This is a genomic window from Frankia sp. Mgl5 (assembly GCF_023242985.1).
GTDB lineage: Bacteria > Actinomycetota > Actinomycetes > Frankiales > Frankiaceae > Parafrankia > Parafrankia soli.
Genome location: NZ_JALKFY010000606.1, coordinates 75630 through 101143 on the forward strand (window position 1 = coordinate 75630; position 25514 = coordinate 101143).

21 protein-coding genes and 1 pseudogene are annotated in these 25514 nt (G+C 74.0%); 6 read left to right on the forward strand and 16 right to left on the reverse strand.

The genetic code is table 11. From position 1 onward, the window contains the following. Positions 1-110 precede the first annotated feature (110 nt). The 9 genes from MXD62_RS11955 to MXD62_RS11995 form a co-directional block, all read right to left on the reverse strand. Positions 111-2018, reverse strand: coding sequence for a glycosyltransferase family 39 protein (locus MXD62_RS11955; RefSeq protein ID WP_248829347.1), 1908 nt, complete (start codon positions 2016-2018; stop codon positions 111-113). Positions 2019-2212: 194 nt separating this feature from the next. Then, positions 2213-3427 (reverse strand): pyridoxal phosphate-dependent aminotransferase, encoded by a 1215-nt coding sequence (locus tag MXD62_RS11960; protein WP_248829348.1) that lies wholly within the window; start codon positions 3425-3427, stop codon positions 2213-2215. 62 nt (positions 3428-3489) lie between these two features. Beyond that, entirely contained in the window at positions 3490-4413 is a 924-nt protein-coding gene (locus tag MXD62_RS11965; RefSeq protein ID WP_248829349.1) for a metal ABC transporter permease, read from the reverse strand. After that, entirely contained in the window at positions 4413-5279 is an 867-nt protein-coding gene (locus tag MXD62_RS11970; RefSeq protein WP_049796103.1) for a metal ABC transporter permease, read from the reverse strand. The genes MXD62_RS11965 and MXD62_RS11970 overlap by 1 nt, the downstream gene beginning before the upstream one ends. Positions 5280-5334: 55 nt before the next feature. Continuing rightward, positions 5335-6324 (reverse strand): metal ABC transporter ATP-binding protein, encoded by a 990-nt coding sequence (locus MXD62_RS11975; RefSeq protein ID WP_248829350.1) that lies wholly within the window; start codon positions 6322-6324, stop codon positions 5335-5337. Between the two features lie 28 nt (positions 6325-6352). Beyond that, the gene (locus tag MXD62_RS11980) at positions 6353-7393 is read right to left on the reverse strand and encodes a metal ABC transporter substrate-binding protein (protein ID WP_248829351.1); all 1041 of its coding nucleotides are present in this window, start codon (positions 7391-7393) and stop codon (positions 6353-6355) included. Between the two features lie 76 nt (positions 7394-7469). Beyond that, complete coding sequence (locus tag MXD62_RS11985) at positions 7470-8072, reverse strand: OmpA family protein (RefSeq protein ID WP_248829352.1); 603 nt, start codon at positions 8070-8072, stop codon at positions 7470-7472. A 47-nt stretch (positions 8073-8119) separates the two neighbouring features. Then, positions 8120-8782 (reverse strand): hypothetical protein, encoded by a 663-nt coding sequence (locus MXD62_RS11990; RefSeq protein WP_248829353.1) that lies wholly within the window; start codon positions 8780-8782, stop codon positions 8120-8122. Positions 8783-8990: 208 nt separating this feature from the next. Then, positions 8991-10034, reverse strand: a complete 1044-nt coding sequence (locus MXD62_RS11995; protein WP_248829354.1) for a DUF2470 domain-containing protein — start codon at positions 10032-10034, stop codon at positions 8991-8993. 222 nt (positions 10035-10256) lie between these two features. Here MXD62_RS11995 and MXD62_RS12000 point away from each other — a divergent pair, with 222 nt between their 5' ends. Next, entirely contained in the window at positions 10257-10583 is a 327-nt protein-coding gene (locus MXD62_RS12000) for a type II toxin-antitoxin system VapB family antitoxin (RefSeq protein WP_041255185.1), read from the forward strand. A 66-nt stretch (positions 10584-10649) separates the two neighbouring features. Here MXD62_RS12000 and MXD62_RS12005 read toward each other — a convergent pair whose 3' ends face one another. The 4 genes from MXD62_RS12005 to MXD62_RS12020 all read right to left on the reverse strand — a co-directional run bounded on the left by MXD62_RS12005 (position 10650) and on the right by MXD62_RS12020 (position 14911). Continuing rightward, positions 10650-11006, reverse strand: coding sequence for a hypothetical protein (locus MXD62_RS12005; protein ID WP_248829355.1), 357 nt, complete (start codon positions 11004-11006; stop codon positions 10650-10652). A 92-nt stretch (positions 11007-11098) separates the two neighbouring features. Further along, positions 11099-13126 (reverse strand): primary-amine oxidase, encoded by a 2028-nt coding sequence (locus MXD62_RS12010; RefSeq protein WP_248829356.1) that lies wholly within the window; start codon positions 13124-13126, stop codon positions 11099-11101. 211 nt (positions 13127-13337) lie between these two features. Beyond that, positions 13338-13985 (reverse strand): response regulator transcription factor, encoded by a 648-nt coding sequence (locus MXD62_RS12015; protein ID WP_018504007.1) that lies wholly within the window; start codon positions 13983-13985, stop codon positions 13338-13340. Beyond that, the gene (locus MXD62_RS12020; protein WP_248829357.1) at positions 13973-14911 is read right to left on the reverse strand and encodes an MOSC domain-containing protein; all 939 of its coding nucleotides are present in this window, start codon (positions 14909-14911) and stop codon (positions 13973-13975) included. Before MXD62_RS12020 ends, MXD62_RS12015 begins: the two co-directional genes overlap by 13 nt. Positions 14912-15086: 175 nt before the next feature. On the opposite strand from MXD62_RS12020, the gene MXD62_RS12025 reads away from it, so the two are divergent. From MXD62_RS12025 to MXD62_RS12040, 4 genes are all read left to right on the forward strand, one after another. Then, positions 15087-16184, forward strand: coding sequence for a hypothetical protein (locus MXD62_RS12025; RefSeq protein ID WP_248829358.1), 1098 nt, complete (start codon positions 15087-15089; stop codon positions 16182-16184). Between the two features lie 55 nt (positions 16185-16239). After that, a complete protein-coding gene (locus tag MXD62_RS12030; protein ID WP_248829359.1) occupies positions 16240-16962 on the forward strand; it encodes a hypothetical protein in 723 nt (240 codons plus the stop codon). Positions 16963-17236: 274 nt separating this feature from the next. Beyond that, positions 17237-17992: a YcnI family protein gene (locus MXD62_RS12035; protein WP_248829360.1), complete on the forward strand. Its 756-nt coding sequence runs from the start codon at positions 17237-17239 to the stop codon at positions 17990-17992. Between the two features lie 93 nt (positions 17993-18085). Next, positions 18086-19969 (forward strand): copper resistance protein CopC, encoded by a 1884-nt coding sequence (locus MXD62_RS12040; RefSeq protein WP_248829361.1) that lies wholly within the window; start codon positions 18086-18088, stop codon positions 19967-19969. 80 nt (positions 19970-20049) lie between these two features. On the opposite strand, the gene MXD62_RS12045 is transcribed toward MXD62_RS12040, so the two are convergent. The 3 genes from MXD62_RS12045 to mscL all read right to left on the reverse strand — a co-directional run bounded on the left by MXD62_RS12045 (position 20050) and on the right by mscL (position 24350). Further along, positions 20050-21570, reverse strand: a complete 1521-nt coding sequence (locus MXD62_RS12045) for an RNA polymerase sigma factor (protein ID WP_248829362.1) — start codon at positions 21568-21570, stop codon at positions 20050-20052. Positions 21571-21909: 339 nt separating this feature from the next. Beyond that, the gene (locus tag MXD62_RS12050) at positions 21910-23619 is read right to left on the reverse strand and encodes a S1C family serine protease (RefSeq protein ID WP_248829363.1); all 1710 of its coding nucleotides are present in this window, start codon (positions 23617-23619) and stop codon (positions 21910-21912) included. 341 nt (positions 23620-23960) lie between these two features. Continuing rightward, positions 23961-24350 (reverse strand): large conductance mechanosensitive channel protein MscL, encoded by a 390-nt coding sequence (mscL, locus tag MXD62_RS12055; protein WP_248829364.1) that lies wholly within the window; start codon positions 24348-24350, stop codon positions 23961-23963. A gap of 366 nt (positions 24351-24716) precedes the next feature. On the opposite strand from mscL, the pseudogene MXD62_RS12060 reads away from it, so the two are divergent. Next, a pseudogene (locus MXD62_RS12060) lies at positions 24717-25514 on the forward strand (hypothetical protein); the annotation flags it as partial.

Below are 25514 nucleotides of genomic sequence, written 5' to 3' on the forward strand. Positions count from 1 at the left end.
CCAGCGCGGAGTCCGTCTGGTGGGCTCGGTGATGTGTAAAAGAGACAGAGGCGCGCCGGCTCCGAAGGCCGTGCGGCACGGCCGGGCGGGTCCGGGCTCGGTAGGTGTGCTCAGCCCGCGTTGTCGGCTCGGTGCCCGCACGGGGTGAGGACGCGCAGCGTGCCGGTGAGCTCGAAGTCGTGTGTCCAGGCGGGGCACCAGCCCGCGGCCCGTGCCTCGTCGAGCGCGTGGCCCGTGCCCCGGCGGTCGTAGGCGAGGACGAACAGCAGCACCCGCCCCTCCGGGCCCGGTGCGCGCCGGGTGAGTGCCCGCCCGACGCCGCCATCTCCGATCGCGGTCAGGAACACGGTCGAGGAGCGCGGCACCCGTGGTCCCACCGGCCCGGTCACCACATCCGCGCCCGGCCCGCCGGGACGTTCCCGACCGGGCGCATCCTGACGGGTCGGGCCCTGACCGGCTGTGTTCGCGGCGGGTGCGTCCTGGCCGGGTGTCCGGTCGTTGGAGGCGCCATCCTGGCTTACCTCCATCCCGTACAGCCAACCCGCGCGGGCGAGCCGGCCGCCTACGACGACCAGGTCGCCGGGCCGGTAGAGCCGGCGGGCGGTGACGGTCGCGTCCACCATCAGGTCGATCGGACGGCGGTCGCCGCGTTCCTCCCACAGCGGGTGCAGGGCGCTGACCGCGGCGGCGGGCACCGCGGCCGCGGCGAGGACGGTCACCGCCGTCACCGCTGCCAGCAGGCCCGCCGCCGTGCGCCGCCAGCCGGCCGGGCGGCCACCGGCCGCGCGACCGCCGGCGGGATCGCCACCGGAAGGACCGTCCCCGGGGCGGCCGGTGATCCCGGCTCCCGCCCACGCGACGCGGGCGGTGCGGGCCAGCGTGGCGGCTCCGGCGGCCGCGACCACGGTGAGCAGCGGGACGAGGAAGACATTCGTCCGCACGGCGCCGAACGGCCAGTACCGCCCGGCGCTCGCCGCCAGCACCATCAGCTCGGCGCCGCCGGTCGCGACCAGCAGCACCCGGCCATCCGGGCGCCGGGCGAGCGTGACCACTCCGGCCAGGAACGTGATCGCGACGGCACAGCCAAGCGCGATCACTGCCGGGTCGGACGAGTCGGTCAGCGGGTGAACCAGGTTCGGGTCATAGCGGTCGATGCCCGGGGGCGCGCCGGCCGCGGTCGCCGCGAGCTGGTCGGCGACGAAACGGATCCCGTCGGGCAGTCCGCGCCCGGCCAGGAAGTGGTCGTCCCAGAACGTGCTCGCCCGCTGGCCGGACTGGTGCAACACGAACAGCGCCGCGTGCAGCCCCGCGATCACGACGGCGGGGGCGTCGCACAGCGCGGCGCGAACGGCCGTGCGAGCAGGTGGACGGAAGGCCGCGCGAACGGTCGGACGGAAGGCCCTGCGAGCAGCTGGGCGGGCGGCCGTGCGGCGGCCAGCCCAGCCATAGGCGCCGCGCAGCGGCCGGGCGACGTCCACGACGGTCAGCGGGACGATGAGGAAGACCGCGGGCAGGGAGAACAGTGCGAGGACGCCGACGGCGAACCGGCTCCACAGCAGCGCGCGGGTGGTGGAAGCGGCGCGCATCCAGAGCATGACCACGGCCAGCGCGCAGGCCGCGTCGAGGGTGTACGGCTTGACCTGGGACGCGAGGTCCACGACGGTGCCGCCGAGCGTGACCGTCAGCGCCGCCGTGAACGCCGCTGTGCGTCCGGTCAGCCGGCGGGCCAGCAGCCAGGTGCCCGCGGCGAGCGCGACGAGGGGAACGGCGGAGGGTAGCCGCAGGGCCCAGGCATGCCACCCGAACACGTCGCCGCACACCCGGAGCAGACCCATCGAGCCGATCGCGGACGGCGTGTTCGCCACCGAGAGCTCCGACCAGAAGGTCCCCGGCGGCTCGGCGACGAAGTGCGGGCGCCACAGCTCGTCGTACCAGAGCGGCTGGCGGAAGCGCTCCCACAGCACCGCCTGGACCGCGACCGCCAGCAGGCTGACCACGACCACCGCCAGCACGTCCACCGCGCCTCGCGGCCCGGTTGTTTCACGTGTGTCCAGCGAAGGCGGTTCGGCCGGCTGGTCGGTCGGTTCCACCGGCCGGCTCGGCCAGCACACGCGTGTCCTCCACCCGGTTGTCCACAGGTTCTGTCCACAGGGCACCCGTCCCTTGTGGACATCGCCTGTGCGGCGCCGCCCGGCAAATCCGGACGAGGCGCTCAGGTCCGAGCGTAGGCGGTCAGGAACCGGTCGATCCGACCGACCGCGTCGGTCAGGTCGTCGACGCACGGCAAGGTCACCAGCCGGACATGGTCGGGCCGCGGCCAGTTGAACCCGGTGCCCTGCACCAGCAGGATCCGCTCGGCCCGCAGCAGGTCGAGCACGAAGCTCTCGTCGTCGTCGATCGGGTAGACCTCGGGATCGATGCGGGGGAACGCGTACAGCGCGCCGCGCGGGGGCACACACGACACCCCGGGGATGTCGTTGAGCAGCTTCACCACCGTGTCGCGCTGCTCGAGCAGCCGGCCGCCGGGCAGGACGAGATCGCCGGCGCCGCCGCCCTCGGCGAGCGCGGCCTGGAGCGCGAACTGGCCGGGCACGTTCGCGCACAGGCGCATGTTCGCCAGGATGTTCAGGCCCTCGATGTAGCTCGACGCGTGCTGGCGGGGCCCGGAGAGGGTCATCCACCCGGAGCGGAAGCCCGCCAGGCGGTAGGCCTTCGACAGCCCGTTGAACGTCACGCAGAACAGGTCGGGGGCGAGCGCCGCGGGCGAGTGGTGCTCCGCGCCGTCGTAGAGGATGCGGTCGTAGATCTCGTCGGAGAACAGCATCAGGTTGTGCCGGCGGGCGACCTCGATGAGCTCCTCGAGCACCGGCCGGTCGTAGACGGCCCCGGTCGGGTTGTTCGGGTTGATGATCACGATGGCGCGGGTACGTGGGGTGATCTTGCGGATGATGTCGTCGAGGTCGGGATTCCAGCCCGCGGACTCGTCGCACAGGTAGTGCACGGGCCGCCCGCCGGTGAGGCTGACCACCGCCGTCCACAGCGGGTAGTCGGGGGCGGGGAGGAGTACCTCGTCGCCGTTGTTCAGCAGCGCCTGCAGCGACATCATGATCAGCTCGGAGACGCCGTTGCCGAGGTAGACGTCGTCGGGCATGACGCTGGTCATTCCCTTGCCGGCCGTGTAGCGCACGACGGCCTCACGGGCGGGGAGCAGGCCCTTGGAGTCGCTGTAGCCCTGTGCTGCCGCGAGGTTCTCGACCACGGCGGCGAGCACCGAAGGCGGCGCGGAGAAGCCGAACGGGGCGGGGTTGCCGATGTTCAGCTTCAGGATGCGCTGGCCTGCGGCCTCCAGCCGGGTCGCCTCGTCGAGGATGGGACCTCGGACGTCGTAGCAGACGTCGGCGAGCTTGTCGGACTGGGCGAACTCCATAGTGCCCAGGGTAGATGCCGTGTCGACTGGATTTCCCGCCCCCGTGTGCCGTGGGCGTGGGCTCACCCGCGGTGGGTGGCCGCGGCGATCCGCGCCGCCGGCGCTCCGGACAGCCCGCCCCGGGGCGCCAGGGCGAGGGAGAGCACGAGGGCAGTGGCGAGGGTCAGCACGATCGCCCCGCCGGCGGCGACGTCCCACTGCTCGCTGACGGCGAGCCCGACCACACCGCAGACCACGGCCACCGCGATCGAGACCGCGGTCATCGTCGACGTGCGCGAGCACCACAGCCGGGCGGTGGCGGCCGGCCCGACGACCAGCGCGACGGCCATGATCGTGCCCACCGCGGGCAGTGAGGTGACGACCGCGGCCTCCACGAGCAGCAGCAGGACGAGCCCGAGCCATCTGGACGGGTACCCGGCCGCGGTGAGCGCGGTGGGGTCGAACGCCCCGAGCAGCAGTTCCTTGCGCAGCGCCACGAGCGCGGCGAGCACCACGACGGCCGTCACACCGCTGACGACCAGATCGCTCTCCTGGACTGTCAGCACGGAGCCCACCAGGAAGGCGCTCAGATCACGGTTCGACCCGTCGCGGGCGGACATCAGCGCGACGCCGAGCGCGAACCCGCCGGAGAGGACGACGCCGGTCACGGTGCTCACGTCCCGCCCGCCGGTGCCCGCCCGCCCCGTGCCACCCGGGCCCGCGCCACCCGGACCGGTGCCGGCCGAGTGCCCCGGGGCGCCGGTGAGCAGGGCGACCGCGCTCACCACCAGCACGCCGAACAGCCCGGCGCCCAGGACGAGGTTCATCCCGATCAGGGAGGCGATCACGACGCCCGGGAAGGTCGCGTGGGTCATCGCCATGGTGAGGAAGCTGAGCCGGCGCAGCACGACGTGCACGCCGACGGCGCCGCACAGTGTCCCGACGATCAGCACCTCGAGGAGGGCCCGCCGGGTGTAGCCGTCGCCCAGCGAGTCGAGCAGCGCCATCAGGCCGCCCCCCGCGACGAGGCGGGCCGCCGCTGCCGGCGCTCACGGGAACGAGCGCCCCGTGACCGGCGCGGCAGCATGGCGACGAGGAGAGCCAGCGCGTAGATCGCGACCAGTGCCAGGACGACCGTCGCGCCGGCGGCGAGCCGGATCTCGTGGCGCACGGACGCCTCGTAGCTGGCGACCAGGCCGAGCCAGCCGCCGAGGACCCCGAGCCCGATCGAGGCCAGCACGATGACCACCAGCCGGTCGCTGAGCAGCCGGGCCGCCGCCGCCGGGATCACGATCAGGGCGATGACCAGCACCGTCCCGACGGCGCGGACGGCGGCGACGACGACGAGCGCGATCACCAGGTTGAGGACGAGGTCCAACAGCCACACCGGGTATCCGGCCGCGCGCGCCCCCTCCGGGTCGAACGCCCGCAGCAGCAGCTCCTTGTGGATCAGCGCGAGCACCGCGAGGGCCACAGCGGCGGTCACGGCGGTCACGGTGATGTCGGTGGAGTCGACGGTCAGCAGACGTCCGAACAGGAAGGCGGTGAGATCCGAGGTGTAGGACTCCCGGCGCGAGACCAGCACGACACCGACGGCGAAACAGCCGGTGAGCAGCATCGCCATGGCCGCGTCCTCGGTGACCCGCCGGGTGGAGACCAGCGCGGTGAACCCGGCGGCGGCCGCGACGGCGACGAGCAGCGCGCCCGGCACGATGCCGGAGTCACCGGCGATCAGAAAACCGATCACGACGCCCGGGAAGACGGCGTGGGTGAGCGCGTCGGTGAGGAAGGCCAGCCGGCGCAGCAGGACGAGGACCCCGACCACGGCGCTCAGCGTCCCGAGCAGCAGCACCTCGAGCAGCGCCCGGTACATGAACGGCCGCTCGAACGGCGCGATCAGGAGATCGCCGGGCGTGCTCACGGCCCGGTCACGAACGGGTCACGACGACGCCCCGGCCGTCGATCTCCAGCGCGGCGCCGCCGTAGGCGGCCCGCAGGGGCTCCGCGGTGAGCGCCTCGGCGGGTGGCCCGAACGTGATCTGACGCCCGCTCAGCAGGCACACCTCGTCGCTGATGAGCTGCGCCAGGGCCAGGTCGTGGGTGGAGACGACGACGGCCGTGCCGGCGGCGGTCAGCGTACTGAGCGCGGCGAGCAGGGCGTCCTGCGAGACGACGTCCACGCCGTTGAACGGCTCGTCGAGCAGCAGCAGGCGGGGCTGGGCGGCGATGGCGCGGGCCAGCAGCACCCGCTGGCGCTGCCCTCCGGAGAGCGTGCCGAAGCGGTCCCGGGCCCGGTGGGCCAGCCCGACGGCCTCCAGCGCGGCCTGCGCCGCCGCCCGGTCGGCGCGGCCCGGCCGGCGGATCCAGCCGATCCCGCGGTAGCGGCCCATCAGCACGACCTGGCCGACCGAGATCGGGAAGTCCGGGTCGAGCGTGTCCGCCTGTGGCACGTAGGCGACCTCTCGGCGGGCGGCGCCCGGGGGACGTCCGAGCACCGTGATCAGCCCGTCGACCACGGGCACCAGGCCGAGCACGGCCTTGATCAGCGTTGACTTGCCCGCGCCGTTGGGCCCGATGAGAGCCAGCGTCCGGCCCGGGTGGAGGACGCCGTGCACGCCGTGCAGCACCGGCACCCTGCCGTAGGCGATGCTCGCGTGCTCCAGCGACAGCGCGGCGGGAGCGGCCCCGGCCTGGCCGCCGCTCTCGCCCGCGGCCGTACCCGGAATCGCCGTACCCGGAATCGCGGCGCCGACCTGGTCGGGGAGCGCGATCGCGTCGGCCGCCAGCGCTGTCGCCACTGCCGCCACCGGCGCCGCGGTCGTCGGTATCGCCACGGGCGACGGGGCTCCGTCCGGCCCGTCCGGCGCGGTCAGGCACGGTGCCTGAGCGTTACCGGTCATGATCGACCACCGGTCCATCCTGTAGATCCTGGCTGTGGGTCCTGTCTCACCGGAGGGCGTCGACGATGGTATCCGTGTTGTGCCGTTCGGCTTCGAGGTAGGTGGCACCATCAGACCCCGCCGGGCCCAGCGTGTCGGCGTAGAGGGCACCCTCACCGGCGACGACGCGGACGCCTGCCTCGCGGCCGATGGTCTGCGCCGTCCGCGGCGGCAGGGATGACTCGGAGAACACCGCCACGACGCGGGACGCCCTGATCCGGCTGACGATGTCGTCGATCGCCCGGCCGGAGAGCTCGGCGGACGTGTCGAAGCTCGGGATGATCGACCCGACGAACTCCAGGCCGTACCGGTCCACGTAGTAGCCGAACGAGTCGTGGTTGGTGACCAGCTTGCGCCGGTCCGCCGGGATGGTGTCGATCTTCTGCTGGTTCTCCCGGTCGAGCTCGTCCAGCTTGGTCGTGTAGCCGGCGAGGTTGGCGCGGTACGTGGCGGAGCTCTCCGGATCGGCCGCCGCGAGCCCCTTCTCGACGTTCGTGACCATGATCTTCGCGTTGCGCGGGTCGTGCCAGATGTGCGGGTCGCCCCCGGCGTGCTCGTCCTCACGCGCACCCTCGTCGGCGTGGTCCGTGCCCCCTCCGGGCTCACTCCGGACGGTGACCCCGTCGGCCATCACGACCTCGACGCCGTCGAAGCCGCTGGCCGAGATCGCGTCGTCGAGCCAGCTCTCCAGGTCGACACCGTTCTCGATCAGGACGTCCGCGGAGCCGATCGCCTCGAGATCGGCCGGCGAAGGCTCGTAGTCGTGCGGATCGACGCCCGGCCGCAGGATCTGCCTGACCTCGATGCCGTCACCGCCGATGACGCGGGCGAAATCCGCCGCGTAGGTGGTCGTCGCGACCACCCGCGGCGCCGAGCCGCCCGCGCCGCCGCCGGAGCCCTCACCCGAGCCGCCGCAGGCCGCCAGCGCGGCGGCGAGCGCGGCCGCGGTGAGCAGAGCGGCGGCGGGACGCGCCACCGGCAGCGACCGGGGGCGCGAGGCCTGGTCCGACGGGTGTCCGGCGGCGGGCCGGAGGGGCAGGGGCGACATGAGGAAAATGAAAACGGTTGTCGATGCGGATGTCAAATCGAACCGGCATGGTCCAGACGAATGGCGCCCGCGGAGGTCAGCTGGCCAGGAAGCTGATCTGGACCCGCCTGTTCAGCGCGCGCCCGGCGGCGTCGTCGGACCCGTCGGGCCGGGTGTTCGGCGCGACGGGGTCGGCTCCGCCGCGGCCCGTGGCCGAGACGCGCGTGCCGCTCGGTACGGCTGGGCGGAGCAGATCCGCGACCGCGTTGGCCCGGCGCTGCGAGAGGATCACGTTGTAGGCCGGGGTGCCGAGGCTGTCGGTGTGGCCGAGAACCGTGACCGTCCTGGTGGCGGGGCCGACCCGGCCCGCGAGCGTGGCGATCTCCGTGCGCGCGGCCTCGGTCAGATCGTCGGAGTCGAAGGCGAACAGGACATCCGCGCTGATCGTGACGGTGACCCGGTCGCCGGACCGTTCCTCGGTGACCAGCGGGAGCACGGAGTCCGCCGGGTCGATGGTGAGGACCGAGCCGGCGGCGTCGAGCGGGCGCACCGAACGGGTGATCTCCTCGGCTGCCACATCGGCCGGGGGCGGTGGTGCGCTCGTGGCGCCGAGGGCCCCCCGGCTCTCCGCCCCGGCGAGCACCCACAGCGCCGCGGTGACCAGCGCCAGCCGGGCGGCCCGGCCTGCGATCGCGGTCACCGGCGCCGTCGCTGTCGCTGTCGCGGCGGGGGGCCGCGGGAGCGCGCTCAACGCGTGATCGCGGCGTCGTCGACGATCACCCGGTCGTTGAGGTAGACGTCCACGGTGGTCACGTCGGTGGGCGGTGCGGCGAAGGTGAACGAGCCGGTCACGGGCACGTTGTTGCGGGTCCGGGTGGTTCCCGAGGCGGCGCCCAGCGCCACTCCGGCAGAGTCCCGCACGACGGTGTAGCGGCGCAGGTTCACGGAGTCGACCAGGGTGACAGCGACGTCGCGCCGGCCGGCCATGTCGTAGAGCGTGATGCCGGTGCCCGGGTCCTTGGCGTAGCGCGGTGTGAAGAGCAGATCGAGGCGGGCGAGTTGGCCGTCGACCCGCAGCCCGACGAAGCCGACCTCGACGTCCCCGTCCGCTCCCTGGATCCGGGTGGTGCGGCTCGCGGTCGGCGTTCCCGCCGGCGGGGCGGTGGAGGCGGTCGGCTGCTGGCTCGCGCCCGGTGTGCCGCTCGCCGGGGTGGACGGGGGCGCCGCGCTGTCATCGGAGCCCGAGCAGCCCTGGACGACCAGGCAACCGACCAGCAGACAGCTGGCGAGCAGGGCGGACGCACTCCGCGGGCGCTTACTCGGATCCAGCGTCGTCGCCGGAGCGGGTGGCATCTCCGGGACGGGCGTCGTCGCTGGGGTGAGCCGGGGCAGGTGGGGCAGGTGGGGCATCGGACCTCCGGGCGGGAGGGTCAGGGTCGTGCGATGCCGATTATGATCCCCGCCCGCCCGGCCGGCCTGGGAGCCGGGATGGACACCGCCCGCGCCCAGTCCGCCACCCGTGGGTCGAACGGCGAGAGCGGGCGCGCTGCGCTCTCGGCCAGCACCGCCGGGGCGGGGCCGGGTCCGTCCGCGGGGGGTTCCGGCCTGTTCTGGCCGCTCATTCGGTCCCGTGCTCCGCCTCTTCCAGCAGTAGGCGCAGCTCGAGCCCGAGCGAGCGAGGTTCGGCCAGCGGCGACCGGAACAGCACCCGGACGGCGTCGGCGCCGTCGGGGCCGATCCGCCACATGTCCAGGCCGGCCCGGTCGAGCGAGGTCACCGACGCGCCGATCACCTCGTCGGCGCAGATGCTCCCGGCCGCCGTGACGCCGCGCGCGGCGAGCTGGCGCATCTGGGCGGCGTGGGCCTTGTTGAGGTGCTCGATCAGGTCCGGGGCGTAGGCCGTCACGAGGTCGGGCTCGGCGAGGGCGTACGAGGTGAGCTCGACGCGGCGGGCCGGCCCGAGCGACGACCAGCGGCCGCCGGGGCGTGCCGCCGCGTCGCGTCGCGCGCCCCGCGCCCGGCGGGTGACCCGGGACCGCCGCGGGGCCGGAGCCTCCACGACCTCCGTGCCCGCCGCCGGTTCGGCACCCGCCGCTTCCGTGCCGGTAGCCAGTTCCGTGCCCGCGGCCAGCTCGGCGTGTGCGGCTTCGGTGCCTGCCGCGAGCTCGGTCGCGACCGGCACGGAGCCGGCGGCTGTCCGGCCGGCGACTGTCCGGCCGGCGACCGGTGCCCGGGTGGCGCCGGCCGGCGCTTCGGCGCGGCCGGGCAGGCAGATGAGCACCTCGTCCACGGCCACGGAGAGGACACGCAGATCGGAGATGTCGCCGGAGGCCACCGTGATGCTGCGCCCCAGGTTGCCCAGGCGTTGGACGAGCTCGTCGGCGGTCTCCGCCGCCGAGGCCAGCACCCCCGCGAGGACCAGGCGCTCCCCGTTGTGGCCGGGCACGTCGACGCGTGCGCGGCGGCCGGAGTCCGCGCACCGCGCGGGCGGGCTGTCGGCGCCCACGAGCAGCAGGGGCTCGCCGCCGTCGTCGATGAGTCCGACCCAGCCCCGAACGTGGGCGCAGGGCAGCGTGAGCAGCGCGCAGCGGCCGCCGGCGAGGATGGTCCTCGCCTGCTCGGCCAGCACGGGCATGTCGACGTCCGAGCTTGGACTCGTCACCGGGCCTCCTCCTGTCATCAGGTAAGGCTTACTTAAGTCGTCGAGAGCCCGATGGTCAAGCCTTTCGTCCGGTTGTGGTCCCCTGTCTCAGATCAACACTGGTCGCGATTCCCAATGTCCGCGCAACGCGGTCCCGGAAGGGCACCGCGATCCGGTTCGCGGGCGGAGGATTCTAGGCTGTCGTGGTCGGGCAGTGTCTCGCCCCTCGAGAAGGAGGTGCCGGTGATCTTCAAGTTGGTCGGTGACGGTCGCCCGTACCCCGATCATGGTCTTGGCCAGCGGGACTGGGCCGCCATCCCGCCGCGGCAGGTGCGGCTCGACCAGCTCATCACGACGAAACGGGTGCTGGCGCTCGACGTCCTGCTGGACGAGGACTCGACGTTCTACGGCGACCTGTTCCCCCACGTCGTGGAGTGGGGCGGGGCGCTCTACCTGGAGGACGGCCTGCACCGCGCCGTGCGCGCGGCGCTGGCGCAGCGGACGTCCATCCACGCCCGGGTGCACGTGCACACCGCGGCACGGCCGGCGGGCAGGCTCAGCCACCAGTGACGCCGGGCCGGGCGCTTCCCGCGCTCCAGGTCCGGCGACTGGTGGCGGCGGGTACGGGCCCCCGGCTCAGTCGTTGGTGATCTCGTAGGTCACGTAGGTGTCCTCGCCGACCTTGGCGAAGACGTAGCGCGGGCACGCCGACCCCGACCGGTGGGCCGCGATGGGCCGCAGCACGGGGGAGCGCATGACCTGCTTGAGCCGCCCGCCGGCGAGCTTGCGTGCCTGGGCCCCGGAGACATCCGCCGTCTCCTGGCGCTCGTACCATCCACCGCAGTAGTGGATGTCGTGGGGGCGTGACGTCCAGGCCGGCGTGTGGAAGACCCAGAGCAGGTAGGCCGTACGCATGATCAGGGTCAGCAGGGCGATCGTGATCAGAGCACGGACGAGGTTCCCGGCCCGGTTCGTGGCGAGAACGGGACTCACAACTCCGGGAGCCTAGGGCAGCTACCCCCGTTCCGGGGCAAGCCGTCCCTTCCGGCCGGGGCGTGTCGCGTGCGCGCCCGCCGACGCCCCGGCTAAACAGCACGACCGGGCCCGTCCGCGGCCCCACCGACGTGCCCGGACGGGGGCAGGTCGAGGGCCGGGTTGCCGTCGAAGAAGCCGTCCGGGCGCAGCTCGAAGCCGATTCGGCTGACCGGCATCACCGGCCAGTCCTCCGGGCGCACGACGTGGTGCGCCCCGAAGCTGTACCAGACGACGATGTCGGTGTCGGCGACCGGCCGGTCCGCGGCCGCGTACTGCGGCAGGCCCTCGTTACCCGCGTTCTGGTTCGGGTAGCGGCCGGCGGCGTACCGCTCCCGCTCGTCGTGCGCGGTCACCCACAGGTTGCGGGACGCGAACCGCCCGCGCGCCGCCTGGTGCGAGTCGGGATGCGCCAGCAGCGGCGCCGTGTGACCCGGGACGAGCCGGTAGGCCACCGGGCGGCCGAGCGGGCCCGCGACGCGCGGGTTGGTGATCCGCCAGAACCGCGCGACGGACGGGTCGACCCTGCGCTGGGCGTGGCGCTCCGAGTCCAGCAGCGTGTCCTGGGTCCGCCAGGCGACGCCCGTCGGGTTGTCCGGGCCGATCGGGTCGGGCACCGAGTCGATCTCGTGCACCGAGTTCGGGCCGCCGTCGAGCTCCAGGTCCAGGCGCACGTTGAAGAAGTGCTGGTGATGCGGCCCGTACAGACCGGGCGCCACGAGCACCCCGTGCGACGGCGACTCGCCCGGCCGCACCGCCCCGGTGGAGACGACCCCGGTCAGCTTGACCTCGAACTCGATGGTGCCGTCCAGGTAGAGGTACCAGAAGTAGCCGTACTCGTAGTTGCCGACCGTGCAGATCATCGAGATCACCAGCCGGCGCATCCGCCGGACCTCGACCTGGCCGGTCCGGAAGTCGGTGTGCTTCCAGGCGATTCCGGTGTCCTCCTCGTGCAGGCACACCGCGTTCGGGATCGTCACCGGGTTGCCGTCGGAGTCGTTCACGACCCCGTCGAAGTACCGGATGTCGCCGAGGCAGTCGCAGCCGAGCCGCAGCGAGTTGGCCGTCACCCCGACCCCGTACTCGCCCATGTCGAAGACGTTCTTCACCCGGTGCGTCGGCGCCGGGTCGCCGTACGGGACGAACATCTCCGACACCGACGCGCGCTGCAGGATCGGCCGCCGCCGGCCCCGGTCGGTGTACGCGACCTGGTGCAGGATGAGGCCCTCGCGCGGGGTGAAACCGATGCGCAGGTCCCACTTCTGCCACTGGACGGCGTACCCGTCCACGGTGAAGCCGGCGCCGCGCGGTTGGGTGACCTCGATCGGGCGCAGGTCGTCGCGCAGCCGGTCGAACGCGGGGACGTTCTCCGGGGCGGCCGTCATCAGCGCCGGTGCGTAGTTGCCGGGGCGCGGCGGCAGCGGCACGGGGCCGTCCGGGCCCTGGCCGTGGTCGGTCACGTCGACGACGGCCATCGCATCGAGGTCGACGACGACCTGCAGTCCCTCCGCGGGCCGGGCGTAGCCGTTCTCGCCGGGCCCGGAGCGGACGAACGTCACCGGGCGCGCGATGCGCCGCCGGGCAGGGTCGTCCTCACGCCCGGTGTAGCCCGCGGACCACGGGTCGATCATCGCGAGGGAGAAGTCGGTGACCCCGCGCCTGCGCATCGCCGCCTGCCAGTCCGGGTCGGCCCGGACGACGTCCTCGCAGGCCAGGAACTCCTCCATCATCATCGCCGCCTGCACGCCGGGGACCGCGTACATCTCCACCACCGTCCCGGCGGACAGCGACACGACGGCCTCGTGGGTCAGCCGCGCCCCGCGCTCGTGCAGGACGCAGAACGCCTGCCGGTCCGGCGCGGCCAGCTCGTCGCCGACGTCCCGCTCGGCCTCGCGCGACACCAGGGCGGCTTTTGGTGGCTCGTTCAGTTCGATGGAAACGAAACGAAACTCCGGCCCGAGCTTCTCGCTCGCCCGCAGGATCGCGGTGGCCCGGCCGATCTCGGCGGCCGACAGCGGTTCGAGGGGATGCGCCGGTCGCGCCGGGATCGTCCCGGGCTCCGGGGACGCGCTGACCGTCATGGCGACCTCCACCAACATCTCGGGTGCGTGACCCGGCACACAAGGGACTGGGCCACCCAAAGTAGAGGTCACCGAACGCGGGCCGTCGGCGGCCCGTTCGGCGGTTTCCGGACATCCGAAATGGACGCCGGTCAGCATTTCCCGAGATGGGCCTCGGTGGGATTCCCGCGGCAGGTCCGGTCAGGACTCCGGAGGTGGGTACTCCCGGAGGTCAGGACTCCCGGAGGTAGGTGAGGACGGCGAGGACCCGGCGGTGGTCCGTCCCGGAGGACTCCAGCCCCAGCTTGGCGAAGACGTTAGAGATGTGCTTCTCCACCGCGCCGGCGCTCACCACGAGCGCCGCGGCGATGGCCGTGTTCGACCGGCCCTCGGCCATCAGTCCCAGCACCTCGCGCTCGCGCGGGGTGAGCGTGGCCATCGGATCGTTGCGGCGGCTGCGCACCAGCAGCTGCGCGACCACCTCGGGATCCATCACCGTCCCGCCGGCGGCGACCCGCCGCACCGCCTCGACGAACTCGCGGACGTCCGCGACCCGGTCCTTGAGGAGGTAGCCGACCGCGCCCGCGCCGTCGGCGAGCAGCTCGCTGGCGTACTGCTTCTCCACGTACTGGCTCAGGACGAGCACCGGCGTACCGGGCACCTTGTCCCGCGCGGAGATCGCGGCGCGCAGCCCCTCGTCGCGGTGCGACGGCGGCATGCGCACGTCCACCACCGAGACGTCGGGCCGGTGCTCGACGATCGCGGTGACCAGGCCGGGGCCGTCCCCGACCGTCGCGACCACCTCGCAGCCGGCGTCGGTCAGCAGGCGGCGGATTCCCTCGCGCAGCAGCACGGAGTCCTCCGCGATCACGACCCGCACAGCACATCCTCCTCGCGTCCGTCCGGCGGCGTGAGCGGGTCGCCCGGGCGCAGGATCGCCTCGGTCAGCATGGTGACGTAGACCCCGCAGTCGGTATGCCCGTAGTTGCTGGAGAGTTCCTTGAGTATCCGGATGTCACGGATCCCCGTCTCGGGATTGACGGTCGTCGCCGCGCAGCGTGGCGTCCGTGCGAGCACGCGCGCGCGGGCGGCGCCGAGGCCGAGCTCCAGGCCGGCCCAGCCGAGCTCCGCCCACGGTGCGATCCCGTCGATGTAGACGTTCGCCCGGAACCGCAGCGGGTCGACGGGCTCGCCGACCCGCTCCGCGAGATCCCGGACGGAGGCGAGATTGATCACCGAGACGGCGTGCATGAACGTGTCCCCGCTGGCACCCGTGTCGGTGAAGCGGTGCCGCCCGCGGGCGGCGACGAGCCGCGGGCGGCCGCCGAGCCGGGGCCCGAGCACCGCGAGGACGTAGTCCTCCAACTCGGCGCGTCCGGCCGGGGTGTTCAGATCGACCCGGCGCACGTCGACGAGCCCGTCGCCGGGCCTGGCAGCGGGGCCGCCACCGGGCCCGTCGCTGGGCCCGTCACCAGGCACGTCGCCGGTGTGTGCCGCCTGCGCGAGCAGGCCGAAGGTCAGCATCCCGGACGCCGGGTCGAACGAGCTGCGGATCCGCGCGAGCGCCTCGTCCTTCTGGAGCATGACGAAACGGGTCTTGGGCAGGACCTCGGGGTCTTCCTCGTCGAACATCGTGTCCGGGCGGGCGAGCGCGAACATGCGGTCACCGGGGACGCTGTCGCCCGGATGGAGCGGCACCTCCGGGAGCGCCTCGGGTGTCATCCCCTTCAACGGGTACCGGAAGAGCCGGACGACGCGGCCCACGGCGGGGCTCGCGGTCGTGCCCGCCTCGCTGCTGGCGTCCATGCCCGTGCTCAACCTTCCATCCCCGAAACCGCCGGTGTGGGCCGAAACTGTCAGTGGGCCGAAACTGTCGGAGCCGGGTGAAACCGTCTCGCCATGTTCCGCGCGACCGTACGCTCAGACCGTCATGGTCAGTGCTCGGATCACCCCTCGGACCACCTCCCGGACGGCGCGCCTCATGCCCGCCCTGGCCCGGGGCGCGGGTGCGGCCCTTCTCGCGTTCCTGGTCGGTGCGCTGTGGCTGGTCGCGCTCGCCCGCCCGGCGTCCGCGCACACCGTCGGCGGGGCCGGCCCGACGAACTACCACACCACGCTCACCGGGGACCCGGCCGTACCCGGTGTGCGGCTGAGTGTCGTCGAGAACGGGAACCGGGTGCGGCTGGTGGCCACGGCGGGCTTTCCCATCCTTGTCGAGGGATACGAGAAGGAACCCTACCTACGCCTCGACACCCGCGGAGTGTGGGAGAACCGGCGTTCCTCGGCCACGTACCTCAACGCCAGCCGCACCGGCGACGACCCCGGCCCGGCCGCCGTGGTCGACCCGTCGGCCCCGCCGGACTGGGTGCGGGTCTCCGCGGCGCAGGGCGGCCGCGTCGAGGCGTTCTGGCACGACCACCGGGTCCACTGGATGGGGTCGGCGGACCCGCCCGTGGTGCGCGCGGCGCCGGACCAGCGGCACCGGATCCAGGACTGGTCCGTCCCGCTGACGGCGAATGGGCGGCAGGCCGTCTACACGGGAACGCTCGAGTGGATCCCCGGCCCGTCGCCGCTGCCATGGGCGGCGGGCACGGTCGCGGTGCTGGCCGGCACCGCCGCGCTGGGTCTCCTCCGGCGGGCGCGGTGGCCGCTCGCGGCCGTGCTGGCAGGTCTCGTCGCGGTCGACGCGACGCACTCCGCCCTGGTCGCGGCGGCGAACGCGGACGGCCGCCTCGACGCCTTCGTCTGGGGCAACGCCGTGCAGATCGCCGTGTGGGCGGGCGCCCTGGCCGGCGCGGTCCTCATCGTCCGGCGCTCGCCGACGGGGCTCTACCTGGCGGTGAGCGCCGGGCTGCTGATCGCCGTCCTCGGCGGCCTGCCCGATCTCGGGGTGTTCGTCCGCTCGGGCACGCCAGTGGTCGGCCCGGTGCTCGTGGTCCGGGTGGTCACCGCGGTGACGCTGGGCGCTGGTGCGGGGCTGGGGCTCGCGGTGTGGCTGACATTGCGGCGCCAGCCCGAGATGTCCGTTTCATCCGGGGCGCCGGAGGTACCGGGGGTGTCCGGGGTGTCCGTCCCGTGACAAGGAATGTGGTCCTTGGCGCCAGTTACGTCCCCGCGTGGCAGGCTTGCTGACTGTGACAGGTACGCCGGGGACGAGCAGGCTCGCGAGAGCGGCCGTCTTCGGTGTCTCTTCGGCCTGCCTGGCGCTCGCGGCGCACGTCGCCGCGGGCGGGGAACGCCCGCCCGCCCTGCTGGTCGCGGCCGGCGCCGGGCTTCTCACCCGGGTCGCCTACGGCCTCGCCGACCGGGAACGCGCGCTGGGGCAGATCCTCGGGGCCGTCCTGGCCGCGCAGGCCACGCTGCACACCGCCTTCGTTCTCGCGACGCACCACCCCCCCGGAGCAGGCGGAGCCGGCTCGGCACCGACCGCGGTCGCGGTGGTGGGGCCCGGGGTCGGTGAGCACCTGGCGGCCTCCCTGTTTCCCGGCGGGTCGATGGTTGCCGGGCATGCCTGCGCCGCGTCGTGCGTGGCCGTGCTGCTGCACCGATGCGAGCGGCGCCTGTGGTCCACCGCGGCGCTGCGGTTGGCGGTGGAACGCGCCGTCACCGCCGTGGCGCGGATGACGTCCAGCGTGCTCGCCCGGCTGCGCGCCGCGGGGCGGATCGTGCCGCTCGCCGCGGCGGCGCGGCCGCGGGTCGCCGCCGCGCCGGTGACCTCGATGCCGGGGCGGGTCGCCGGCGGCGGGGCCGGTCCGGGGATCCGGTGGCACGCTCATGTCCTCCTGCTCGGAACCGACGCCGCACGGCGCGGGCCGCCGACCCGTCGACCGGGGTCGAGTCTCCGACCGGCGCTCTGACAGCGCACGGTGGAAGCCGGCACGCACGCGTCCGGAAGGTTCGCGCCACTCGCGACGATGCGGCCTGCGATGCGGCCGTCGTGACGCTGCCGTGTCCTGGCGTCGCCGTCCTTGGCGGTGCTGTCCTCGGCGGTGCTGTCCTCGGCGGTGCCGCCTGGGCCCGCGCCCGCCGCTTCGCGTCGGCGCCGCCGGCCGTGCCGAGACGACCCCGGTGCTCGGGTCAGCAAATCCGATCACCAACGGAAGGCCCGACCGGCCTTCGAGGAGGACTCCGATGTCCCGCACCATCCGCACAGCCCGGCTCCGCCGTGGGGTCCTGTGCGCGCTCGCCGCCGCGGCGGGCACCATCGCGCTCGCCGTGCCGGCGTCCGCGCACGTCACCGTGTCACCGGCGGAGGCAGCCGCGGGCGGCTACGCGACCCTGTCGTTCAAGGTGCCGACCGAGAGCGACACGGCGTCCACCACCGGGATCGACGTGCAGTTCCCGACCGACGCGCCGATCGCGTCGGTCACCGTCCAGCCCAAGCCCGGCTGGACGTACAAGGTCACCAAGGGCGCGCCGCCGGCGCCGCTCACCGTGCACGGCAGCCAGGTCAGCGAGATCGTCACCCGGATCACCTGGACGGCGCAGGACGGCGGCGGCATCAAGCCGGGCGAGTTCGACACCTTCAGCGTCTCGGCCGGCCCGCTGCCGGAGAAGGGCGACCAGGTCGTCTTCAAGACCCTGCAGACCTACTCGGACGGCGAGGTCGTCCGCTGGGTCGATGTCGCGGCGGCGGATGCCGCCGAGCCGGAACACCCGGCGCCGACGGTCACGCTGACCACCGCCGCGGCGGCCGGCCACGACGACGACGGTGACGGCGACGACACCGCCGGCACCAGCGGCAGCATCGAGTACACGGCCGCCACGGAATCGGACTCCACGTCGGACGGCACGGCGCGCGCGCTCGGGATCACCGGGCTCGTGCTGGGAGTCCTCGGGCTGGCCGCCGGGGCCTTCGCGCTGATCACGACCCGCCGGCGGGCCTGACCCCGCGGGGTGCCTCCCACCAGCCGGTGGGAGGCACCCCGCACTCGCCGACACCGGCCGCCCTGGGCGGAACATCACCCGGAACGGAACATCATGACCGGATCCGAACGAAGGGGCTTGGAGCGTGGCGCCGGCCGCCGGCGCGCCGGCGAGCCCTCCCGCCACCACGTCGGCGCCCGCAGGGTGCTGGCGGTCTGCGCGCTCGCCGCCGTCGCCGTGCTGGGCATGGCGCTGCCCGCGTCGGCGCACGCGGTGCTCACCGGCAGCGACCCGGTGGGCGGAGCGGCCCTCGACACCGCTCCCGCCCGGGTGACCCTGACGTTCAGCGAGTCCGTCTCGGTCAAGTCCGATTCGATCCGGATCCTGGACACCGCCGGCGCCCGCGCCGACGAAGGCGGCGCGCACGCCGGTGCGGCGGCGTCGCAGGCGACCGTCGCCCTGCGCGCCGGGCTCGGCCAGGGCACGTACGTGGTGAGCTGGCGAGTCGTCTCCGCGGACAGCCACCCGGTCGGCGGCGCGTTCGCGTTCGGGGTCGGAGGCCCGCCCGACGCCGGCGCGGCGGCTGCCCTGCCCTCGGGCGGCGGCGGGTCCCGGGTGGTCGGGGTGGCCCTGGGCACGGCGAGGTTCATCGCGTTCGCCGGGGCTGCGCTGCTGATCGGCGCCACCTTCTTCGTGGCCGTCCTGTGGCCCGCCGGGGCGCGCCGTTCCGCCCCGGTCCGGCTGATCGCGGCCGGCTGGCTGCTCAGCCTCGTCGGCGCGGTCGGGATGCTCCTCTTCCAAGGGCCCTACACGGCCGGGTCCGGAATCTCCGGCATCTTCCGCGGTGACCCGCTGGCCACCACCCTGGACGGCCGTTACGGCCAGCTCCTGGCGATCCGCGTGCTGGCGCTGCTGCTGGCCGTGCCGCTGCTGCGCCGGCTGCGCGACCCGGAGCTGACCGAACCGGGCGACGACGGCGTTCGCCACCCGTCCGGGGCCGGCCGCCGGGGACTGGTGGAGCTCGCCGGCCTCGGCCTGGCGCTTGTGGTGACCATGGCGATGATCGGCCACGCGAGCGCGGGGGAGACGGTCTGGCTGGCGACGGCCAGCGTGTCCCTGCACACCGCGGCCATGGCGATCTGGCTGGGCGGGCTGTGCGTGCTCGGCCTGACCCTGCTCGGCTGGTCCGGGCAGGGCGCGGGCGACCGCCACGGCAGCAGCGACGGCACCGGCACCGGCAATGACACTGGCGATGACGGCGTGGGCCGCGACGCGAGCCTCGAAGGCGAGCCCGTGCCGCCCGCCCACGCGGTCGAACTGGCCCATGTCCTGCCACGTTGGTCGAGGACGGCGACGATCGCGATCGCCGTGATCGTCCTGACCGGGGCCCTCCAGACCTGGCGGGAGATCGGCGAGTTCGGGGCGCTGTTCGACACGACCTACGGCCGGTTGCTCCTCTACAAGCTCTGGTTCGTCCTCGGCGTGCTCGGGCTGGGGTTCCTCGCCAGGCGCTGGGTGCTCCGGCACTACCACCCCGAGCCGGGGCCACAGGTCACCTCGATCGCCCTCACCGGGCTGCGCCGTGGCGTGCTGTTCGAGGTCCTGATCGGTGCCGTGGTCCTGGCGGTCACCGCGATCCTGGTGAACACCATCCCGGGCCGGAACTCCTACGCCCCGCCCTTCGCCAGGACCACCGTCGCCGGCCCGCTCACCGTGGACATCAACGTCTCGCCCACCCGCACCGGCACGCAGACGATGCACGTCTACACCTACGACCCGCAGGGCCGGCCGCAGCGGCTGGTCGAGGCCAGCGGGGAACTGAGCCTGCCCTCGGCGGGTGTCGGCCCCCTACAGGTCCCGCTGGTGGAGGTCGCTGACGGCCACGCCGTGGCCGAGGGGGTGGGCGTGCCCCTGCCCGGCCAGTGGCAGCTCCGCTTCACCCTGCGCGTCAACGACTTCGACCAGTACGTGACGACGGTCTTCTACGACGTCCGCTGAACTCCGCCCGCTCCGTTGCCTCGACCGCGTATGGACTGGCTGAGGCAACGCGCTTCGGTTGAGCTACTTCCGACTCGGCATCAGACCGGGACCGGGCTCTGCACGTCCTGGGTGCCCGATGGGAGGCGCTGGTCGCCGGCCGGTCCCGGTGCGGTCGTCGCCGGGGCCGGTGCCTCACTGGTCGGCGGCGCCGGGGCCGGAGCGGTGCTCGGGGGCGGGGCGGGCTCGGAGGTCGTCGCCGGCGGCGGCGTCGTGGGAGCCGGGCCGTCCGGCGGCGTCGTCGGGGTGCCCGTGGTCGGGGGTGCCGTGGTGGCCGGGGGCGGCGTGGTCGGGCCGGTGGTCGTGGTGGGGCCGGTCGTCGCGGGCGTCGTCGGTGGGGTCGTCGCCGGCGGCGCGGGCGCGTTCGTGGTGGGCGGCGGCGGTGTGCTCGGGGCCGGCGCGGGCGGTGCGGCGGGCTGGTCGGCGCCGCGCTGGCCGGTGTCGACCTCGCGGACGACCTGACCGGGGCGGGATACACCGGGACGGCTCGTGTAGGCGCCCGCGACGGTCGGCACCACAGTGGGCGAGGGCGCCTCGGACGCGACCGGCGGCCGGGCGATCGTCGGCAGGGGGCCGGGTGGCGCCGAGGGGGCGATCGCGACGATGCCGGGGCCGCCGTCGGCGACCAGCGCGGCCTCGCCCGCGGGCCAGGAGATGACGGCGGTGAGCCCGGCGACGGCGACGACCAGGGCGGCGGCCACGGCGATCGCGGGCCGGGCCCGGAAGTCGGCGAACCCGCCGGACCCCGCGGCGTCACCCGGGTAGGCGCGGTCCACGGGGATCAGCGGGAGGACGTTCCCGTACCGGTCCTGGGCGCCGGCGCCGGCCGGTGCCATGGTCTGCTCATGCTGGTCGTCCTGGCGCTGCGTGCGCAACTGCCCGGTGGACGGCGAGATGACGGTTACGGCGTCCTCAGGGGCGTAGCCGCCCGCGGGGCGACCGTCCGCGACCGGTGCCGGACCGCGACGGTCCTGGGTCGGGAAGGCCGAGGCGGTGAAGGCCGGGACGGCCGGGCGGCTCGGGGCGGCGGCACCGGGATGACCCGGCACCCCGCCAGCAGCCAGGCCCGCGGCGGCGGCCAGGTCGTCGACTCCGGCAGGCGCGACGCCCGCGAACTCGGAGCCGGCGCGCTCGGCGGCTCGGCGGCTCGAAGCCGCCGCGGCGGCTTCGGCGGCGACGGCCGCGCGGTCGAAGGTGCGCTCCAGACCGGCCCGCAGGCTGGCCGGCGCGGGCACCACGGCGCCGTCGAGCAGCTCCTCGGGTGAGACGCCGTGCGGGACGGGAACGCTGCGCGCCTGCGGGGAGCCCGACCAGGCCAGCGCGCTGCCGCGGGCGAGCTCCAGCAGCCAGGGGCGCAGTCGGGTCGGGTCCGAGAGCGGGTTGAGCCTCGTCCTCGCCACGAGGGCGAACGCGGTGCCGGCGGCCGCCCGCGCGACCGTCGGGTCGCCGAGGATCAGCAGGCACATCGAGAAGACGTCGTCGGCGTAGCGGTTGTACAGGTCATCGAAAGCCTGACGATCGCCGCGCCGAACCCGCGCCACCAGGTCCGCGTCGTCGTTCATCCGCTCAGCATCTCCCCGTGACGGCGTTCCTGACCTCGGCATCGGGACCAGGCTCCCAACCATTGTGGTGCCGGCCTGGTCACCGGTCAGGCGAGGTCAATAGTAGGAGGTGCGTCATCCCGTTGGGGTGAACACTGGGAAGATCTTTTGTCGCCAGCTCGACACCACGGTCAGCTTGACGCTGATCGTGGTGTCGTATCCCACTTCGTCGGGCGCGCTGACCACCTTATATGAAGGCAGCTTCGACGTATCCGCTCCGGCATCGCCGGGGCCGGACCGGTCCAGGCGACTGGTGAAGAAACCGCCTGGTATTCCCGAGAACCATCGTCAGTGTGGTGATCAGGAATTGGGCGGTTGTTCGAGCAGCGTGACCGTCGCGGTCTGGCTGGAGCCGTCGCGCTGGTAGGTGACCTGCACCTGGTTGCCGATCTCGTAGGACCGGACGGCGGCGATCAGCGAATCCACGTCGGTGACGGCGCGATCCCCCACTTTGGTGATGACGTCACCTACGTGTAGGCCCGCTTTGTCCGCCGGGCCTCCGCTGACCAGGGAGCGGATCTGCGCGCCCGTCCCACTCGCGGCCGTCGACCGGGTGTTCTCGTCAGCGGTGGAGGCACTCACACCCAGATAGGGGTGCTGCGCTGCGCCGTTGTCGACGAGCTGGCCGGCGACCTTCTCCGCGTAGTTGCCCGGAATCGCGAAACCAACCCCGATGTTTCCGGACTGCTGACCACCACCAAAGGGTGAACTGCCGCCGACCGTCGCGATTGCGGTGTTCACGCCGATGATCTCGCCCTTGCTGTTCACCAGCGGCCCACCCGAGTTGCCGGGATTGATGGGCGCGTCGGTCTGGATCGCGTCCAGGACGGTGTTCTGCTGGTCCCGCACGGTCGCGTCGCCGGTGCGGACGGGCCGGTGCAGCGAGCTGACGATGCCGGAGGTGACCGTCCCGTTGAGGCCCAGGGGGCTGCCGACGGCGACGACGAGCTCGCCGACCTGCAGTGCGTCGGAGTCCCCGAACGTGGCGGCGGGCAGGCCGGTAGCGTCGATCTTGACCACAGCGAGGTCGGAGCTCGGGTCGGTCGCCTTGACCTGCGCGTCGAAGGTCCGGCCGTCCTGCATCGTGACCGTGAGGGTGCCGCCCTGCGAGGCGCCGGACACCACGTGGTTGTTCGTGAGGATGTAGCCGTCCGCTCGGATGATCGTCCCGGAGCCGGTGCCCGACTCCTGGCTGGACTGTTCGGCGATCGTCACGACACTGGGCAGGATCGTCTGCGCGGCCGCGGCGACCGTGTTGTCCGCGGCCGGGGAGACGCCGGCCGTGCCGGTCGACTGCCGCAGGCCGGCGGAGGAGGTCACCACCGCGGGGGAGTTGTCGCTGGCGACGAGTGCGCCGACGCCGCCGCCGATGCCGCCCGACACGAGCGCGATCGCCAGCGCGGCCGCGATCATCCGACGCCGGCGCATGGGCGCCGGGTTCGGCTTCGCGGGGGTGAACCGCCCGTAGGGGTCGGAGCCGCCCGGCGACCCGGGCGCCTGACCGCCGGGTGCCTGACCGCCGGGAGCCGCTCCGGGCGGCACCGGGGCGCCCCAGCCGGGATGCCCGGGGTTCCACCACGCACCGGACTGCTGCTGGCCCTGGCCGGTGGCCGGGCCGCCCTGGTCGACCCGTTGCGTGCTGTCACCAGCGCCGGCGGTGGAGCGGGGGTCGGCCCAGCCGGAGGTCTGGGCGTAGGGCGCGGTAGGCCGGGGGCCCTGCTGCGGGCCCGGCTCGTAGGGCCCACCGGGCGCGCCCGTGCCGGGCGCCGGCCCGGCCGGGTGCGGCGCCGGCGGGGGGCCCGCCGGAAAACCGCCGGTCTGGTCAGGACGGCTCGGGCCGGGCCCGGGCGGCGGGCCGCCGGCCGGCGGCGTGCCGGGGTACTGCTGGTGTTCGACGGGATTCGACCGCGGGTCCACCGACCCCTCCGAACTGTTCGCCTCGGCCCTGGTCCGCTCCGGCACGTCGTCGGGCGGAGCCCAAGGGGACCGGGCGTCGTGCGTGGTAGTCATGGTAAGCACTTTCCCCCGGGACCCTGAGCGATTCCTGAATTCCAACCTACGTTCCGCTTAGTCGGCGCCGCGAAGGGTGTCCGCTCCAGGACATCCTGCCCGAGCTTGGAAATGGCATCCGTTGTGGCCCCGGCCCGCGGCCCCGGCTCTGGTGCCGGGCCCGCGCGCAGGGCGGCCGGGCCGGCGCGCTCCTGGGCTGGTCACGGCGCTGGACTGGTCGTGGTGCCGGCTCCGCCGGGCACTCCGCCTGGCTGCTGACCGTGGCCGGCCTCCGCACCCGCGGCGCCTGCCTCGTCCCCCGGTGTGCCAGTGCCAGCGCCGGGTGCTGGTGTCGGTGTCGTTCACCGTCGCCCGGCCACCAGCAGGTCCCGGATCTCGGTCAGCAGCCGGGGCTCGTCCGTGAGCGTCGGATCGTCCAACGGGGACGTCTGGCCGCGCCGTCGCCGCTCATTGATCCTGCTGACCGGTGCGACCACGACAAAGTAGATCACCGCGGCGATCGAGAGGAACGCGATGAGGCTGTTCAGGAATCGACCGTAGTAGAAGACGCTGTTGTTGATCGTGAAGGTGAGCTGTGCGAAGTCCGGCTTCCCGATGATCGCGGCGATGAGCGGGGTGAAGAGGTTCGCGACCAGCGACGTGACCACCGCGGTGAAGGCGGTGCCGATCACGACGGCGACCGCGAGGTCGACGACGTTCCCCCGCAGCAGGAACTCTTTGAAGCCCTTCATGCATCCCCCCGGACGTCGACTTCCCCGCGATGCCGTGCCGAGCGTGTGACCGCCCGATCGGGTGGTTCGTGGTGGTTCCCACCCGCCACACCATCGGGCCGGGTGCCGCGACCGCCGGTGCCGTCCGCGACGGCCGGCGACGTCGGCCGTCGGTGATGGCGAGGACACTAACGGCGGTGGCGGCGGCCGGCAGCGCGATGAGCTGGGGCCGGCGAACTCCGGCCGGCCGACTTCCCCCGACAGGTCGGGAAATGGGTCACGAGGTGGACTGAATGTCAAGGGGGCTCGCGCAATACTTCCGCAACGGCGTGATACACCGGTATCCGCTGGGTATTCCCTGCATGGCCCGGAATCGGAGGTTGTCTGGTGACGGACGGTGCGTGGAGAGGTGACCCTCGGGATCCGGCTGGGCCCGGCTACCGGGAACGGCCGCCCGGCGCACCGGACGACCCGGGGCCGGACGGCTACTGGGACGGTCCGGACCAGCAACAGCAGTACCGGAACGATCCCCGCGCCAACGGTTCCCACCAGGGCGTGCCGCACCACCAGGGCGGCCCGCCCGCGGGATATCCCGACGGCCCCCAGCCGGGCGGCGCCTACCAGCAGCCGGGATACCCGCCGGCCGCCGACCCCGGGCGCGCCTACGGCCCCGGCCCCGGCGGCGGTCCCTACCCGCCGGCAGGCCCGGCGGGAGGCCAGTACTCGCCGCCGCCCGGTCCCGGTCCCGGTCCCGGTCCCGGTCCCGGTCCCGGTCCCGGTGCCCGCCCGGCCGCGGGCGGTGGCGCGCCCTATCCTCCGGGCGGCCCGGGCCCCGCGACCGGCCCGTACCCGCCGCCCGGCCCCGCCACGGGCGGCTACCCGTCGGCGGACGGCCCGAGCGGCCCGGCCAGCCCGGGCGGTCCGGGCGGTCCGGGCGGTGGGGGTGCCCGCCGGGACTCGACCTCCGTCCGCGGTGCCCTGGTGCCGCGCGCCGGCGCCGGCCGTGCCCCGACGCGCCCGCCGGGGTCGACCGGTCCGGCGCCGCGGCAGGCCCCCGAGCGGGGGAGTGCGGTAGACGCCGGCGCCGCCCGTCCGGACCTGTATCAGCCGGAGCCGTCCCGAGCGGCCGCGGGGCCGGGGGCGGGGCCCCGCGCCCGCCCGGGGGGGGGCCCCCCCGCCCGCCCC